The 15,861-nt window shown below is 66.3% G+C and carries 14 protein-coding genes and 1 pseudogene; 10 read left to right on the top strand and 5 right to left on the bottom strand.

Annotated elements, in window-relative coordinates:
- Positions 1-17 precede the first annotated feature (17 nt).
- The gene (locus NJQ44_RS05590) at positions 18-1,238 is read right to left on the bottom strand and encodes a glycoside hydrolase family 18 protein (protein WP_254273695.1); all 1,221 of its coding nucleotides are present in this window, start codon (positions 1,236-1,238) and stop codon (positions 18-20) included.
- Between the two features lie 137 nt (positions 1,239-1,375).
- Here NJQ44_RS05590 and NJQ44_RS05585 point away from each other — a divergent pair, with 137 nt between their 5' ends.
- On the top strand, positions 1,376-3,094 hold the full coding sequence (locus NJQ44_RS05585; protein WP_254273694.1) for a radical SAM protein: 1,719 nt from the start codon (positions 1,376-1,378) through the stop codon (positions 3,092-3,094).
- Positions 3,095-3,150: 56 nt separating this feature from the next.
- The gene (locus NJQ44_RS05580; RefSeq protein WP_254273693.1) at positions 3,151-4,974 is read left to right on the top strand and encodes a flippase-like domain-containing protein; all 1,824 of its coding nucleotides are present in this window, start codon (positions 3,151-3,153) and stop codon (positions 4,972-4,974) included.
- A 30-nt stretch (positions 4,975-5,004) separates the two neighbouring features.
- Here NJQ44_RS05580 and NJQ44_RS05575 read toward each other — a convergent pair whose 3' ends face one another.
- Entirely contained in the window at positions 5,005-5,511 is a 507-nt protein-coding gene (locus NJQ44_RS05575; protein ID WP_254273692.1) for a DUF84 family protein, read from the bottom strand.
- Positions 5,512-5,717: 206 nt separating this feature from the next.
- Here NJQ44_RS05575 and NJQ44_RS05570 point away from each other — a divergent pair, with 206 nt between their 5' ends.
- From NJQ44_RS05570 to NJQ44_RS05545, 6 genes and pseudogenes are all read left to right on the top strand, one after another.
- Positions 5,718-6,683, top strand: a complete 966-nt coding sequence (locus NJQ44_RS05570) for a transcription initiation factor IIB (RefSeq protein ID WP_254273691.1) — start codon at positions 5,718-5,720, stop codon at positions 6,681-6,683.
- 100 nt (positions 6,684-6,783) lie between these two features.
- The gene (locus tag NJQ44_RS05565) at positions 6,784-7,665 is read left to right on the top strand and encodes a methyl-accepting chemotaxis protein (RefSeq protein ID WP_254273690.1); all 882 of its coding nucleotides are present in this window, start codon (positions 6,784-6,786) and stop codon (positions 7,663-7,665) included.
- 37 nt (positions 7,666-7,702) lie between these two features.
- Positions 7,703-8,731, top strand: coding sequence for a DNA-methyltransferase (locus tag NJQ44_RS05560; RefSeq protein WP_254273689.1), 1,029 nt, complete (start codon positions 7,703-7,705; stop codon positions 8,729-8,731).
- 107 nt (positions 8,732-8,838) lie between these two features.
- Positions 8,839-10,245 (top strand): FAD-dependent oxidoreductase, encoded by a 1,407-nt coding sequence (locus NJQ44_RS05555; protein ID WP_254273688.1) that lies wholly within the window; start codon positions 8,839-8,841, stop codon positions 10,243-10,245.
- Between the two features lie 70 nt (positions 10,246-10,315).
- Positions 10,316-11,005: a type I 3-dehydroquinate dehydratase gene (locus NJQ44_RS05550; protein ID WP_254273687.1), complete on the top strand. Its 690-nt coding sequence runs from the start codon at positions 10,316-10,318 to the stop codon at positions 11,003-11,005.
- A gap of 54 nt (positions 11,006-11,059) precedes the next feature.
- A pseudogene (locus NJQ44_RS05545) lies at positions 11,060-11,497 on the top strand (DUF6517 family protein); the annotation flags it as partial.
- A gap of 39 nt (positions 11,498-11,536) precedes the next feature.
- Here the strand turns inward: NJQ44_RS05545 and NJQ44_RS05540 are convergent.
- Positions 11,537-12,484 (bottom strand): D-2-hydroxyacid dehydrogenase, encoded by a 948-nt coding sequence (locus tag NJQ44_RS05540; protein WP_254273685.1) that lies wholly within the window; start codon positions 12,482-12,484, stop codon positions 11,537-11,539.
- Between the two features lie 67 nt (positions 12,485-12,551).
- Entirely contained in the window at positions 12,552-12,755 is a 204-nt protein-coding gene (locus tag NJQ44_RS05535) for a DUF8007 family protein (RefSeq protein WP_254273684.1), read from the bottom strand.
- A gap of 132 nt (positions 12,756-12,887) precedes the next feature.
- On the opposite strand from NJQ44_RS05535, the gene NJQ44_RS05530 reads away from it, so the two are divergent.
- On the top strand, positions 12,888-13,265 hold the full coding sequence (locus NJQ44_RS05530; protein WP_254273683.1) for a cupin domain-containing protein: 378 nt from the start codon (positions 12,888-12,890) through the stop codon (positions 13,263-13,265).
- Positions 13,262-13,870: a DUF8052 family protein gene (locus NJQ44_RS05525; RefSeq protein ID WP_254273682.1), complete on the top strand. Its 609-nt coding sequence runs from the start codon at positions 13,262-13,264 to the stop codon at positions 13,868-13,870. Before NJQ44_RS05530 ends, NJQ44_RS05525 begins: the two co-directional genes overlap by 4 nt.
- Before the next feature lie 80 nt (positions 13,871-13,950).
- On the opposite strand, the gene NJQ44_RS05520 is transcribed toward NJQ44_RS05525, so the two are convergent.
- Positions 13,951-15,780, bottom strand: a complete 1,830-nt coding sequence (locus NJQ44_RS05520; RefSeq protein WP_254273681.1) for a carbon starvation CstA family protein — start codon at positions 15,778-15,780, stop codon at positions 13,951-13,953.
- Positions 15,781-15,861: the final 81 nt, after the last annotated feature.

Here is a 15,861-nt window from a genome sequence, read left to right as displayed (position 1 = left end):
TACGTGCGAGGACGGTGCTACTCGGCGAGGACGGTGTTGACCGCGTACAGGAGCGCCCGTCGCTTATCGCCGTGGAAGTCCCACATCGTCATGCCGCCGAACTCCTCGTCGGCGACGAACTGCGCCTTCTCGCTGACCGACCGCATGTTGTCGTAGGTGACGAACACGCCGTCGGACTCGGAGTAGAGGAACGGCGCGGCGGCGTCGTCGTGCCAGTGGTACTCGTAGTCGTTGTCCGCGTTGACGTTGTACTCGATGTCCCAGTAGTCGTAGGTCCCGGACTCCTCCGAGGGAACCGTTCCCGGCGGCGTCCCGTCGAAGGGCTGGTCGAACCCGCGGTTCTCCGGACCGACGCCGGTAAAGCCGCGCCCGTAGGAGGCGAACGCGAGGTTCAGTTTGCTCGGGTCGATGGGTTGCTCGCGCCACGCACTCATCGCGTTGGCGACGTAGTAGGCGTTGTCCGGCGAGTCCGGGAACGGGTTGTACAGCGGGGCGTTGAACCCGGTGCGTTCCTCCCACGGCCCGGTGTAGTCGAACGCCATCACGTTCACTCGGTCGATAGCGTCGGCGAACCCGGCCACGTCGAGGCCCTCGGTGAACTCGGGGTCGATGGACGCGGAGATGCTGAGTTCGTAGGTCGTGCCGTCTTCGCTCCCGGCCGCGTCCAGTTGCCGTCGGACCTCCTGCAACAGGAGCATGAAACGGTCCACGTCGCCCTCGCGGGTGAAGGCGTTAGGGTTCCCGCCGCCCGGGTAGCGCCAGTCGAGGTCGAGGCCGTCGAAGTCGTATTCGCGCATGATTTCGATGGCGGTCCGAGCGAAGCGCGCGCGGCGCGTCGAGTTTTGCGCGGCGTTCGAGTAGTATTCCGACGCGAAGAAGCCCCCGATGGAGAGAATCATCTTCGTGTTCGGGTGGTCGCGCTTGCGGTCGCGGAACGCCGCGAGGTTCCGCCGGTCGGCGTAGCCGTCGGCGAAGGCGACGCTCCCGTCTTCCTCGACGCTCAGGAAGGCGTACTGGAGGTGCGTGACTTGGTCCAGCGGGACCCGGCCCGGCATGTAGTTGCGTTCGTAGCGGGACCACGACGGGTAGATGCCGATGACTGTCTTGTCGGTCGGCGGCGCGTTCTGCTCGTCGAGCGGTGCGTGAATCGGGTCGGCCCGGGCGTGGCCGACCGCCCCGAGAGCGGCGGTGGCCCCGAGGGCCGTTAAGAAGTCTCTGCGTGAGATTGCTGCATTCATAATCTATGTAATAGATATGCAAATATAATATATAAGGTTTGTGATAAGTGTGATACGCGTGAACAGTTCGGCGTGATGCCACCGTCTCCGTGACCGACAAGACACCGTTTTAGGCGTCGAGCGACAACCTGCGACCCATGACCGTAGACCCCGAGACGCTCGACGTGACCATCGTCGACGGCTACGTCGACGAACCCGCCCACTTCGGGGTTCCGCCCTACATCTCGACGTATCCGCGGTACGCCGCCGGTGCACTGGTCGACGCGGGCGTCCCGAACGAACAAATAACGTACCACACCATCGACGCCCTCCGGGAGGAGAACGCGCGGTGGCGCGACGTGGAGGACGCGGACCTCATGGTGTACGTCGGCGGGATGACCGTCCCCGGGAAGTACGTCGGCGGGACGCCCGCCGAACCCGACGAGGTGCGGAAACTGGCGTGGACCGCCGACGGGACGAGCGTCATCGGCGGCCCCGTCCGCTTCGGCGTCGGCGAGGCCAACGAAGGGGCCAGCGAGACGGCCCGCGACGACCTCGATTTCGACTTCCTCGCGATGGCCGACGTGGAAGCCGCCGTCTACGACCTCGTCGATTCCGGACTGGGGGGGTTCGAGAACCGCTATCGCTCCGTCGAGGAGGAGACTCGCTGGGCGCGGGCGGGCGCGTTCGTCGTCGAACAGCACCCCAACCATCCGGAGTACCTCATCTGCGAGATGGAGACCTCGCGCGGGTGTCCCTACCGCTGTTCGTTCTGCACGGAACCGATGTACGGGAATCCCGACTTCCGCCCGCCCGAGAGCGTCGTCGACGAGGTGGACGCGCTCTCGGACCGCGGCGTCAAGCACTTCCGCCTCGGGCGGCAGGCCGACATCCTCGCGTACGGCGGCGACGGCGAGGCCCCGAACCCGGACGCTCTGCGCCGACTCTACGGCGGTATCCGCGAGGTGGCTCCCGACCTGGAGACGCTCCACCTCGACAACATGAACCCCATCACCATCGTGAAGTGGCCCGAGAAGGCCCGCGAGGGCATCCGCATCATCGCCGAACACAACACCCCCGGCGACACGGCCGCGTTCGGCCTCGAATCGGCCGACCCCGAGGTGATGAGCGACAACAACCTCAACGTCACCGCCGACGAGTGTTTCGAGGCCGTCAAAATCGTCAACGAAGTCGCTGGCTGGCGACCCGGTGGCGAGGAAGAGACGGCCCCGAACTTCGGCGACGACGCGGCCCGCCGCCTCCCGAAACTCCTGCCCGGCATCAACCTCGTCCACGGTCTGAAAGGCGAGCGCAAGGAGACGTTCGAGCACAACAAGCGGTTCCTCCAGCGGGTGTACGACGAGGGACTCATGCTCCGCCGAGTGAATATCCGACAGGTGATGGCCTTCGAGGGGACGGACATGGCCGACACCGGCGCAGACATCGCCCGCGACCACAAGAAACTGTTCAAGCAGTACAAGCGGGAGGTCCGCGAGGAGATAGACAACCCGATGCTCAAGCGTGTCGCGCCGCCGGGAACCGTCCTGCCCGACGTGCATCTGGAGTACCACCAAGACGGCAAGACGTTCGGCCGCCAACTCGGGACCTATCCCCTGCTGGTCGGCATCCCGGGCGAGCGAGAACTCGGGCAGACGCTGGACATCGCCATCACCGGCCACGGCTACCGTTCGGTGACCGGGGTTCCCTATCCGTTGAACGTCAACAGCGCCTCGATGGACGAACTTCAGACGATTCCCGGTATCGGCCGGAGTCGCGCGGGCGATATCCTCGTCGGCCGCCCCTACGACTCGCCGAACGAGGTGGGCGAGGACCTGCGGAAGTTCGTCACGGCGGACCCCTCGAAGGGCGCTGACTGAAACCGCGGCCCGAGCGAACAGAAGGTACTTTTGACTCGCTCTCGGATTCGGAGACAATGAGTAGCGTCGAGGTGAGCGTCGTCCTCCCGGCCTACAACGAGGAGGCCACCATCGAGGACACCGTATCCGTCACGCTGGAGACGCTGGCCTCGTTTCTCCCCGACGACACGTTCGAGGTCATCGTCGCGGAGGACGGGTGCGACGACCGGACACCCGAAATTGCGACCCGACTCGCGGCCGAAGACGAGCGCGTGCGACACATCCACGCCGAGGAGCGACTCGGCCGGGGCGGAGCGCTGGAGTACGCCTTCGAACGCGCCGACGGGGAGACGCTCGTCTACTTCGACACCGACCTCGCGACGGACATGCGCCACCTCGAAGAACTCGTCGAGAGCGTCCGCTCGGGCGAGTACGACGTGGCGACCGGGTCACGGTGGCTCCCCGGGAATCGGGCCGACCGGCCACCGAAGCGCGGCGTCCCGAGTTTCGGCTACAACACGCTCGTCCGGGCGATGCTTCGCTCGGACCTGAAAGACCACCAGTGCGGGTTCAAGGCGTTCGACCGGGCCGCGTTCGAGTCGCTGGCCCCCGACGTGGCCGACGACCACTGGTTCTGGGACACCGAACTGCTCGTGAAGGCCCAGCGTCGCGGTTTCCGCGTCAAGGAGTTCCCCGTCGACTGGACGCCGAAGGGCGACTCGAAGGTGGACATCGTCCGCGACGTGTTCGGCATGGGCAGCCAAATCCTCCGCACGTGGTGGGAACTGTCGGTGAGTCCGCGCATCACCCGCCGCGTCTCGCTGGGCGCGGGGACGATGCTCGTCGTCGTCGCGCTCCTGTTGATGACGCAGTACCTGAATCCGCGGACAGTGCTGGAAGAGATGGCCGGTGCCGACCCGATGCTCGTGGGCGTGAGTGCGGTCGTCTACGCCCTCTCGTGGCCCCTCCGTGGCGCGCGGTATCGAGACATCCTGAACTCGATGGGGTATCGCGAGCGGTGGGGCTTCCTCACGGGCGCGGTGTTCATCAGTCAGACCGGCAACCTCGTCTTTCCGGCGCGACTCGGCGACGGGGTGCGCGCCTACGTCGTGAAGGCCCGGCGGTCGATTCCCTATCCGTCCGGGTTCGCCTCGCTGGCGGTCGAACGCGTCTTCGACCTGCTGACTATCACGCTGCTTGCTGGCGTGGTGCTGGTGGGACTGGCCGCCACGGGGTCCGCCGACCAACTGTTGGCCGCGGTCACGGGCGACGTGAGCGGCGGCGACGCCGCGGCGAGCGGACAGACCGCTATCTTCGTCGCGGCGGGCGTCGGGGTGGCGGCTATCGCGGCCGTCGCCGCCATCGTCGCCAGCGCCCGCACCGACCGGAACTTCGTCCGGACGGTCGTCGGCCGCCTCAGCGATGACTCCTACGCCGACTACGTCGCGGGCGTCGTCGAGCGATTCGTCGGGGACGTACAGACCGTGACCGGCGACTGGCGCTCGTTCGCCCGCGTCGGGTTCGGAAGCCTGCTCATCTGGGGGCTGGACGTGGTGACGGCGCTCCTCGTCTTCGTGGCTTTCGGCTACGACCTGACGCCCTCGCTCGTCGCCGTCGGATTTTTCGCCGTCAGCGTCGGGAACCTCGCGAAGGTGCTCCCGCTGACCCCCGGTGGCGTCGGCCTCTACGAGGGCGCCTTCACCGTCATCGTCGTCCCGCTAACTCCCGCCGCAATCGGCGTTCCGGTGGCGCTGTCGGTGGCTATCGTCGACCACGCCGTGAAGAACTTCGTCACCGTCGCTGGCGGCGTGGCGTCGATGGCGTGGCTCAACGTCTCGCTGACGAAGGCCGTAGAGGAGTCTCGTAGTGCCGGAGACGTGGAGTCGAAAGCCGGAGACTGAGCGAGCGTCGGCCTCGACCCGACGACGACCTCAGGCGGTCCCGTCGGTGAAGAACGGCCCGAATGCGCCAGCGACTGCGTCGGCGAGCGCGTCCGTCCGCGTGACGCGGCCGTCGGTGTAGATACCGACCGCGCCCTCCTGTTCGCTGACCGCCTCGCGGCCGAGTCTGTCGTCCAAGACGGGACCGAGTTCCTCGCCCGCCCGAACCCGGTCGGCGACGGCCTCGGGGAGCCGAATCGACGGCCCGGCCCCGAAGTGGACCGACTCCCCGTCGGTCACGGCGGCCCACATGATGAGCCACAGGCCCGCCGGATGTTCGCGGCTCTCGACGCCGCCCTCGATGCCCACGCCGAACGCCGCGTCCGTCGCCGACAGCGAGGCGCGAGCGCGGTTCTCCGCCCCGCGGACCGTCTCGCGGCGACCCCGTGGTTGCTCGGAGACACCCGAGTCGACGCCGACCGCCTCGACCCGCCCGTCTATCGTTCGTTCGACAGCGACCCGTTTGACCGGGTTCTCGCTCCCGACAGCGACGTACATGGTGGTGGAAACGTTCGTCCGATTCATCACTGTTGTTATTTGAATGGTCTTTCACAGAGGACAGAAACGCGTGTTTCGTGGCGTGAGGCGGTACTCCACGATGCGATACCACAATTTTTAAATCTCTTTCGAACGGACTCAGTCTTACCGATTGCCTCCGGGTTCTACGGTCCGTCTTACCCGGTGAGCACCCGCCCTCGCAACCAATGAGCGAACACACACGAACGCGACAGCGAACAGACGAACAGACGAGCGAAGAGTCGGCATCGACAGCCACGGCCTGCCCGGAGTGTTCCGGGTCCCTCGTCATGGACGACGAACACGGCGAGACGGTCTGTGAAGACTGCGGCCTCGTCGTCGAGTCCGACGAAATCGACCGCGGACCGGAGTGGCGCGCCTTCGACTCCAGCGAGAAGGACGAGAAGTCACGCGTCGGTGCCCCGACGACGAACATGATGCACGACAAGGGGCTCTCGACCAACATCGACTGGCGCGACAAGGACGCCTACGGCAACTCCCTGTCGGGCAAGCAGCGACAGAAGATGCAGCGCCTGCGCAAGTGGAACGAGCGCTTCCGTACTCGCGACTCCAAAGAGCGCAACCTGAAGCAGGCGCTCGGCGAAATCGACCGGATGGCGTCGGCGCTCGGCCTCCCCGAGAACGTCCGCGAGACGGCCTCCGTCATCTATCGCCGCGCCCTCGACGAGAACCTCCTCCCCGGACGGTCCATCGAGGGCGTCTCGACGGCCTCCGTGTACGCCGCCGCTCGGCAGGCGGGTGTCCCCCGCTCGCTCGACGAGATTACGGACGTGTCCCGCGTCGAGAAGAGCGAAATCGCCCGGACCTACCGCTACGTCGTCCGCGAACTCGGCCTCGAAGTGAAGCCCGCAGACCCCGAGAGCTACGTTCCCCGCTTCGCCTCCTCGCTGGACCTCTCGGACGAAGCGGAACACCGCGCCCGCCAACTCCTCCAGAACGCCAAGGAACAGGGCGTCCACTCCGGGAAGTCCCCGGTCGGACTGGCCGCGGCCGCCGTCTACGCCGCCGCCCTCCTGACCAACGAGAAGACCACGCAGGCCGCCGTCAGCGAAGTCGCCGACATCTCCGAAGTGACGATTCGGAACCGCTACCACGAACTGCTGGAAGCCGAGCAGGACATTCCGGTCGCCTGAAGCGCTATCGAGGCGAGACTCGTTCGGGCCGTATCCGCGTAGAATCACCGTTGATAACCACAGAGGTACGTTTAATTCGCTGGGCCGAACGGGTAGAGATATGCCTTCAGATTCGGGGACTAGTGTACAAGGGATTGCCAATTCGAGCGACCGGGAACTGGGAACGGCCATAGACGAACTGCTCCGTACCTCGGAGAACGTCTCGTCGAGTTCACAGGAGATAAGCGACCTCGCGAATCAGCAGTCCGAGAACATGCGAGAAGTAGCCGGTGAAGTCTCTAATCTCTCTGCGACGGTCGAGGAAGTCGCCTCTAGCGCGAGTCAGGTCCGACAGGTGAGCGACCAGGCGCGCGAACTCGCCGACGAGGGGCGAGAGGTCGCCGACGACGCCATCGACGCGATGGAGTCAGTCGACGACGCCAACGAGAACGTCTCAGAGGACGTCGAGCAACTACGCGACCGCATCGACGAAATCGACGACATCGTCGAGGTCATCAACGACATCGCCGACCAGACCAACATGCTGGCGCTGAACGCCTCCATCGAGGCCGCCCGCGCCGGTGAAGCGGGCGAAGGGTTCGCCGTCGTCGCCGACGAGGTGAAATCGCTGGCCGAAGAATCCCAGCAGAACGCCACCGAAATCGAGCAACTGGTCTCGAACATCAAGGCCGACACCGAGGAGACCGTCGAGAGCATCGACGACGCGAACGAACAGGTCGAAGAAGGCATCGAACAGGTGAACCGCACCGTCGACATCCTGCGGGACATCGACGAGGCCGTCGAGGAGGCCGCCCGCGGGGCCGAGGAAGTCGCCTCCGCGACCGACGAACAGGCCGCCTCCACCGAGGAAGTCGCCAGCATGGTCGACATGACCGCCGAGAACGCCGAAGAGGTCGCCGACGAAATCGAGCGAATCGCCGCCTCCAATCAGGAGCAGACCGCGAAGATAAACGAGATTCAGAGTCTCCTGAACGCACAGTAACCACAAGACACGAGTCACGTCGACTTCTGCGGACCGTATGGAGACGAGTCACCGGGTCGTCACGGGCGATGCGCGCGAGTTGCCGTTGGCAGACGACAGCGTCGAACTCGTCGTCACGTCGCCGCCGTATCCGATGATAGAGATGTGGGACGATATCTTCGCTTCGCTGGACCCCGCTATCGGCGAGTCGCTCGACGACGGCGACGGGGACCGCGCCTTCGAGTTGATGCACGACGTGCTGGATACGGTGTGGGCGGAACTCGAACGGGTACTGGCCCCCGGCGGCATCGCCTGCATCAACGTCGGCGACGCCACGCGCTCGCTCGACGACGGCTTTCGGTCGTATCCGAACCACGCGGCGATAACGGACCGACTGACCGACCGCGGTTTGCGGGCGTTGCCGGACATCCTGTGGCGAAAGCCGACCAACAGCGGCGCGAAGTTCATGGGGTCGGGGATGGTCCCGCCCAACGCCTATCCGACGCTCGAACACGAACACATCCTCGTGTTCCGCAACGGCGAGCGCCGCCGCCTCGAACCCGGCGCGGACCGCCGCTACGAGAGCGCGTACTTCTGGGAGGAGCGCAACGAGTGGTTCTCGGACCTCTGGGAACTGCCCGGCGAGACGCAAGCGCTCGATGCGGGCCTGCGCGAACGGTCCGGAGCGTTCCCGCTGACGGTCCCGTACCGCCTCGTTTCGATGTTCTCGGTGTACGGTGACACCGTTCTGGACCCCTTCCTCGGCACCGGCACCACGACGGTGGCGGCGATGGCTGGCGCTCGGAACTCAGTCGGTGTCGAACGGGACCCGGACCTCGTCGCGGCCCTCGCCGACCGGGTCGAGGGCGTTCCGGACCGCTCGGAACGGCTAGCACGCGAGCGACTGTCCGACCACCGAGCGTGGGTCGACCAGTACCGGGACCAAGGGAACGAACCGAACTACGAGGCTGAACACTACGACTTCCCCGTCAACACCAAACAGGAGCGTCGCATTCGACTGTACGCCGTCGACAGCGTCGAACGGACCGGCGAGGGCTACCGCGTGACCCACGCCCCCGTCGAGTGAATCTTCTCGGAGGGCCGGTATCGCCGGAGTATATGACAATCTGAAATGCATTCTGTGCTAAGTGTTAACATATTACAACGGGAAGAGTCACACTAGGGAGTACCGCGATGACGCTGTCAACCGTTCCGAGGTACGACCGCGACCGAATCGACGCTGTCGGGGGGCATGCGGTGGTCGTCGGTGCGAGCGTGGCGGGGTTGGTGACCGGACGCGTCCTCGCCGACGCCTTCGAGACAGTCACGGTCATCGACCGTGACACGCTACCCGACGACCCGGCCACCCGCCGTGGCGTGCCACAGGGTGCACACGTCCACGCCCTGCAGGAAGCGGGTCGAGCCACCCTCGAAGACCTGTTTCCGGGGTACGTCGAGGACCTCCTGTCGGCCGGTGGCCTGTTGATAGACGCCATGTCCGACTTCGTCCACTACGAGAAGGGCGGGTTCCTCGCCGAGGGGGAGACGCGCCGCCCGATGTACACTGCGAGTCGACCCCTCATGGAGCAGGTAATCCGCCGACGCCTCGCCGAGCACGAGGGCGTCACGTTGCGTCCGAACTGCCAGCAGACGGGCTACCTGACCGACGGTGACGCGACGACCGTCCGCGGCGTCGAAGTACGAGACGACGGCGAGGCGGACGAACTCCGCGCCGACCTCGTGGTCGACGCGACCGGCAGGACGAGCAAGACGCCGAGATGGCTCGACGACCACGGGTACGCGGCCCCACCCGTCGACGAGGTCACCATCGACATCGCGTACAGTACCGTCATGGTCGAGCGAGCACCCGACGACCGACGGGCCTTCTTCGTGCCGCCGGACCCGCCCCGGACCCGCGGTGCCGGCGTCTTCCCCATCGAAGACGGCCGGTGGCAAGCGACACTGGTCGGTGTCCACGGGGACCACCCGCCGACCGACCCGGGAGCGATAGCGGAGTTCGCAGCGACCCTTCCGGTGTCGGAACTGCGACAGCTATTCGACAGCCAGAACTGGGTGTCCGAGGACGTCTCCCACTACCCGTTCCCCTGTAACCGCCGCCGCCGGTTCGAAGACCTAGACGAGTTCCCGAATGGGCTGGTCATCACGGGCGACGCGCTGTCGAGTTTTAACCCGATATACGGTCAGGGCATGTCTGTGGCCGCCCTGGAAGCACTCGTCCTCCACGAGACGCTGGCGACGGCCGACCGCTCCGAACTGCCGCTTCGGTTCTTCGACGAGGTCGAACCAATCGTCGACGTGCCGTGGTCGATTGCGGTCGGCGGTGACTTCGAGTTTCCGTCGACCACCGGCCCCAAACCTCGCGGCACCGACCTGTTCAATCGGTACGTCGCTCGCCTGCTCCGGAAAGCACAGACGGACTGGCGGCTACGAGAAGCGATCGCCCGCGTGTTCATGATGGAGAAGTCGCCGAGTTCGCTCCTCCGCCCCGGCGTCGCGTGGCGCGTCCTCAAACCGGCCCGACCAGACATCGTGATGTGTTCGGACGCCCACCCCACGGCTGACCGCGGGAGCAGTCCGTAGCGGTCCGTGGGGGACTCGGCACTGTCCCGCAGGCGGCGTCTTTTTAGGCCGTCTGTGCAGATTGTCGCGTATGGATTTCACCTCGTTCACGCTGCTGGCGGCTGGCGCCGACCTCTCGATAGAACCGGCCGCCCGCGGGGACGCCGACGGCGTCGAACTCCGGATGGACTTCGCCGACGACCCGCTGGGCCAACTCGACGCCTACGACGGCGAACTACCCGTCCTCGTGACCAACCGTGTCGAGTGGGAGGGCGGCGAGGCCGCCGACGCGGCCGGGCGACTCGACGCGCTGGAGCGTGCCGTCGAGTACGACGCCGTCACCGCCGTCGACCTCGAACTCGCCGCGCTGGAGGGCGAGGGTGACCACGACGCCGCCCGCGTCGCGGACCACGCTCGCGCGAACGGCGCGTCGGTGGTCGTCTCCACCCACGACTTCGAAGCCACGCCGGACCGGGCGGCCATCGTCGACCGACTGGAACGGGCCTGCGAACACGGCGACGTGGGGAAGATGGCGTCGACGGCGCACACGCCCGACGACGTGCTGGCGATGCTCGGCGCGACCCGCGAACTGTCGGCCGACGGCCAGCGAGTGGCGACGATGTGCATGGGCGAGGCCGGGCGACACTCGCGGGCCGTCGCTCCGCTCTACGGGTCGCGAATCGGCTACGCCCCGGTCGACCCCGCCGAGGCGACCGCCCCCGGCCAGTACGACCTCGCGACGCTCCGCTCGCTGGTCGAGCAGTTGGAGAGCGAGGACTGACCACCGGAATACCGAACTGTCGGCGGCCGACTCGTCGCCACCGGCGAGGACGGCGGCTACTGGCGTTTCTTCTTCGCGACGGCGCTGTCCTTCCGCCCGCCGCTGGCCCCCGGTATCGGGACGGCGTCGATGCTCCCGACCGTCGTGACCGAGGCCCGCCGCTCGTTCGTCGACGACGTCGAAGCCCGCGGATTCGAGGACGTGGAACGCGGCCGGAGCCAGCGAGTTCGGACGGACGCGGGCGATCGGGCGCGCCTCGCGAAGATGACCGCGACGTATCCGTTCGGGGCGGACGCACCGACCGATGCGTTGGACGTGGAGGGGTGGCTGGGCGTCTGGAGTCACGGCGGGTCGCTCCGCATCGCTGGCGGGGCGTACCCCGTCCGCGGAGTGGACGCGTTGCTCGCGGAGGGAGCGTCGGGGAAACGGCCCGAAACATCGCCGAACGAGTTTCGCTCGGAACTGCTGGACCTGATTCGCGCCGTCGAGTGAGCGGTCGTGGGGTCGCCCCGCGCTGACCGAAGACGGGTGCTACTGCGCGAGGTTCCGGAGTTCCTCGCCCGCCGCGAGGCGGTCGACGTTCTCCGCGATGATGTCGGCCATCCGGTCCCAGTACTTCGGCGTGTGCCCGGCGTTGTGTGGCGTAATCAGGCAGTTGTCGAGGTTCCAGAGCGGGTGGCCGTCCGGGAGCGGTTCGGGGTCGGTCACGTCGAGGGCGGCCCCGCGGAGGTCGTTCGTCTTGAGCGCCGACACCAGCGCGTCGGTGACGACGACTTCCCCGCGGGCGATGTTGACGAGAACGGTGTCCGGGTCCAAGAGGTCGAACGCCGCCTCGTCGACGAGGCCCTCGGTCTTCTCCGTCAGCGGGCAGGCGAGGACGAGATAGTCCGTCTCGGGAAGGCGCTCGTCGAGGCCGTCGAAGCCGATTATCTCGTCGGCCGGGCCGCCCTTCGAGGGCGTGTTCCGGACGCCGATGGTGTCGACGCCGAACGGGTCGAGGCGTTCGAGGATGGCGCTCCCGATAGCGCCGGTTCCCACGACGGTAACCGTCGACCCCCGCAGTTCGTCTGCGCGGTAGTGCTGCCACGTGCCCTCGCGGCTCTGGTCCCACCCGCGGTCTAAGTGCCGGGCGAACGAGAGAACGTACGCGAGCACTTGCTCGGCGGCGTTCGGACCGTGGACGCCGGAGGCGTTGGTCACTTTCACGCCCCGGTCGGCGAACGCCTCGGTCGGGAGGTGGTCCGTCCCCGCGAAGGTACACGCGAAGATTTCGAGGTTCTCGGCTCGCTCGACCGTCTCGGCGTCTATCTCGAACCCGGTGACGATGCGCGCCTCGGTCACGAGTTCCTCGTACTCGCTGGGTTTCGAGGCGAGTCGCACCGTCTGCTCGGGGAGTCGCTCGGCCAGCGTCGCCCGGTACTCACGCGGCGACATCCCGTGAATCGGCTGGTTCAACACGAGAACGTCTGTTTCTGGCATCACCGAACGGTCACGCAGAGACTACAAAAAGATAGTGCCGCGGGCGCACCGGGGCGGCAGTCCGCGGTTACCGGCCGTACGTGAGTCGCGTCGCCACGTCGTCCAATCGCGTCTTCAGCCCGCTGAGCCACGCCCCGGGCGAGACGGCGCGCGCCGCCTCGTCCGACACCTCGATGCGGTCGCCGTCGAACGGGTTCGACCCCTCGCCGTCCGCCGTGTCGACGACGGTGGACAGACTGCATCGGCCGCAGGCCTCTGTCTCTTTGCCCATAGTATATCGTGATATATGCCGTCTGAACAGAATAAAGGTTGTCACTGCCTCCCCCCGCACCAGCGACACGGGGGTCGAGATGCCGGGCGTTGCGAGCAGACGTTTTAGGTAGGACGGTCACGAGTGTCTGGTATGGGATACCGCCACATCGTCGTCGACGACATCGACCCGACACCCGACCGCCCCAGCACGCAGCGTTCGGTCAGCGACGCCGCGGACCTCGAACAGTTGGCCGCGAACGTCTACGAGGTCGAACCCGGCGAACAGATTCCGCTGGCGTACCACTATCACGACCAGCAAGAGGAGGTGTTCTACGTCCTCTCGGGGACGCTCTACGTCGAAACGCCCGAGGAGACGTTCGAAGTCGGGGCCGACGAGGCGTTCGTCGTCGAACCCGATAGCCCGCAGCGAGCGTACAACCCGGAATCGGCGTCGGAACGAGTCAGGGCCTTCGCCGTCGGCGCACCGGCCGTCAGCGACGACGCCCACGCCTACGACCCCGACGCATGAGCGATACGCACGAGCGGCCCGCGACGGAGGAACGAGGCGACGGACAGGAGGTACCTTCGTGGGAAGACGACTACCTCCAGCGCGTCGCCGACCGCCTCCAGTACAACTACGACTTGGAACGCGACTACGCCGCCGGGGGAGAGGACTTCGAGATGTACGGCCGCCTGTTCGTCGAGAGCCAGAAACAGTTCTTCCACCAGTCCATCAACTGGGCCAACTATCAGACCGAAGAGCACCTGTTCGTCCGGCGGACCGACGGCGTCTCGACGGCGGATTTGGACGCGCTCGTCGAGGTGGGCCACGAACTCGCCGACGAGTGGATAGACGCGAACGAGGAACACCAGGGGACCGACTTTACCTTCGTCGTCGTCGTCCCGAATATTCCCGAGTCGGTCCGGTCGTACGTCGACGGCTTCCGCGACCGGACCCTGCTGAAGTACGGTTACTACGGGAGCTACGATGTGAACCTCGCCGTCGTCGCACCCGACCACGAGGCGGCCGTCGCCAGCACCGAGGCGGACGTGGCCGCGGCGTTCGAACTGTGGAAGGACTTGACGGGTGAGCCTCGCGGGCTGGTCGGTCGGCTTCGCGCGTGGCTCGGATAACGTCCGCGACGAGGGAGCGTCCAACTGACGGACGGTGACGGCGTCGAAAAAACGAGTCGTCGGTCGAAACGGGCGTCGTCTCAGTCGTCGGCCGGGGCCGCACCGGGCCGTTCGCGCACCGTGCGGATGTTCTTGTAGCCGATCCACACCAGCGAGAGCGCGAGGCCGACCAGCACCAGCGCGAGGACGATTTGGACGGCCACCGAGATGCGGGCGAAGATGCCCGCGCTCTCGGCGAAGCCGCCCTGGATGAACTGCTGGTACAGGTTCTGGTACAGCGAGAGGTATAGCAGCGCACAGACGGTGATGACGGTCATCAGCGCCATCGGGACGCCGGTGCTGATGAGTTGCTTGTTGTCGTCCCAGTTGGCCAGCCACACCGTCGCGGTCAGGAGCGCCAGCGCCGCGAGCAACTGGTTCGCGCCGCCGAACAGCGGCCAGAGGCTCGCCCACGACCCGCTTGCGACCAGCGCGTACGCGACGAGACACTGAATGATAGCGTTACTGTAGCGGTTGATGCCGATTTCCTGTGCTTGGCGGACGGTCGTGCTGCTAGCGTCGGGCGTGCCGACGATTTCCTCGGCCATGTATCGGCCGAGTCGGACCGCGGTGTCCGTCGACGTGAGGAGGAAACTCACGAGGACGAGCGCCATGAACGGCGCGCCGACGGACGTGGGGATGCCGAAGCTCGTCAGCATCACGCTCCCACCGGACGCGAAGTTCGGAAGCGCGCGACCGATACCGCCACCGGCGGTGACGCCCGCGATGGCGACGGTGCCGAGCGCGACCGTCGCGAGGAGGCCTTCACCGAGCATCCCGCCGTAGCCGATGGGGCGGGCGTCGGTCTCCTTGTTCAGTTGCTTCGCCGTCGTGCCCGACGAGACCAGCGAGTGGAACCCGCTGATGGTCCCACAGGCGATGGTGACGAACAGCAGCGGGAACAGCGGCAGGCCCGCGGTCCCCATGAACCCGTAGTACGGTTCCAGCGAGATGGTCAGCGGTTGCGCCGACGTGCCAAAGAGCGTGCCGACGATGACCGCCAGCAGCGCCCCGCCGACCCCCGCGTACAGGAGGAACGACGAGAGGAAGTCACGCGGCTGGAGCAGCATCCACACCGGCAACACCGACGCGATGGCGGCGTACAGCAGGATGACCGGAATCCAGCCAGCGGTGTTCGCTCCGAGGGTCCCCGCCGCGGGGACTATCGACGCGAGTCCCGACCCGAACAGCACCATCGTCCCGGCGGGGTAGGTCCCCGCCTCGGCGGCCGGGAACAGCGCGACCGGGAACTCGATACCGACGAAGACGCCACCGAACACCGCGAGGACGAACGCCGCGGTCCCCGGGATGAACGGCAGGTCCAGTTGGTACAGGTACACGCCGAACACCAGCGCGAGGGCGATGTAGACGAAACTCGCCGTCGCGGCCTGCGGGTAGGCGTTGAACACGATGGCGACGACCAGCGCGAACACCGCCACCACGAGGATGATGGTCAGGAACGCGAACCACAACAGCATGTTCTTGCCGCGGTCGCCGACGTACTCACCGATGATGTAGCCGATGGACTTCCCCTCGTGTCGGAGGCTTCCCGACAGCGAGACGAAGTCGTGGACGGACCCCATCAGCGGGTTGCCGATGGCGATCCACAGCAACGCGGGGACCCACCCCCAGACGACGCCAGCGGTGATAGGCCCGACGATGGGCGCACCCCCGGCGATGCTGGAGTAGTGGTGGCCCAGTAACACCGGCTTCTTCGCGGGGACGTACTCCTGCCCGTCCTCGTACTTGTGGGCCGGTGTCTCGTTCTCGTTACTCAACTCGACGAACTGTGCGAGGTATCGCGAGTACCCGAGATACCCGACGCTGAACGTGAGTAGTGTCGCTACCACGAGCCAGATTACTTGTACCATGGTTGTGACCCTCACGCGTAGGTGTGTGCAAAAAGTATTTAATGATTATGGACAATCCCCTCAAAATTCGAGAGAGATAGC

Source organism: Haloarcula marina, assembly GCF_024218775.1.
Lineage (GTDB): Archaea > Halobacteriota > Halobacteria > Halobacteriales > Haloarculaceae > Haloarcula > Haloarcula marina.
This window is presented reverse-complemented; position numbering and strand designations above follow the sequence as displayed.

Bases quoted from the DNA above. Each gene is read 5' to 3' on its own strand.
- NJQ44_RS05530 (WP_254273683.1), top strand. From the start codon at position 12,888: ATGGGATACCGCCACATCGTCGTCGACGACATCGACCCGACACCCGAC.
- NJQ44_RS05560 (WP_254273689.1), top strand. From the start codon at position 7,703: ATGGAGACGAGTCACCGGGTCGTCACGGGCGATGCGCGCGAGTTGCCG.
- NJQ44_RS05590 (WP_254273695.1), bottom strand. From the start codon at position 1,238: ATGAATGCAGCAATCTCACGCAGAGACTTCTTAACGGCCCTCGGGGCC.
- NJQ44_RS05555 (WP_254273688.1), top strand. From the start codon at position 8,839: ATGACGCTGTCAACCGTTCCGAGGTACGACCGCGACCGAATCGACGCT.
- NJQ44_RS05585 (WP_254273694.1), top strand. From the start codon at position 1,376: ATGACCGTAGACCCCGAGACGCTCGACGTGACCATCGTCGACGGCTAC.
- NJQ44_RS05525 (WP_254273682.1), top strand. From the start codon at position 13,262: ATGAGCGATACGCACGAGCGGCCCGCGACGGAGGAACGAGGCGACGGA.
- NJQ44_RS05535 (WP_254273684.1), bottom strand. From the start codon at position 12,755: ATGGGCAAAGAGACAGAGGCCTGCGGCCGATGCAGTCTGTCCACCGTC.
- NJQ44_RS05540 (WP_254273685.1), bottom strand. From the start codon at position 12,484: ATGCCAGAAACAGACGTTCTCGTGTTGAACCAGCCGATTCACGGGATG.
- NJQ44_RS05565 (WP_254273690.1), top strand. From the start codon at position 6,784: ATGCCTTCAGATTCGGGGACTAGTGTACAAGGGATTGCCAATTCGAGC.
- NJQ44_RS05575 (WP_254273692.1), bottom strand. From the start codon at position 5,511: ATGTACGTCGCTGTCGGGAGCGAGAACCCGGTCAAACGGGTCGCTGTC.
- NJQ44_RS05520 (WP_254273681.1), bottom strand. From the start codon at position 15,780: ATGGTACAAGTAATCTGGCTCGTGGTAGCGACACTACTCACGTTCAGC.
- NJQ44_RS05550 (WP_254273687.1), top strand. From the start codon at position 10,316: ATGGATTTCACCTCGTTCACGCTGCTGGCGGCTGGCGCCGACCTCTCG.
- NJQ44_RS05580 (WP_254273693.1), top strand. From the start codon at position 3,151: ATGAGTAGCGTCGAGGTGAGCGTCGTCCTCCCGGCCTACAACGAGGAG.
- NJQ44_RS05570 (WP_254273691.1), top strand. From the start codon at position 5,718: ATGAGCGAACACACACGAACGCGACAGCGAACAGACGAACAGACGAGC.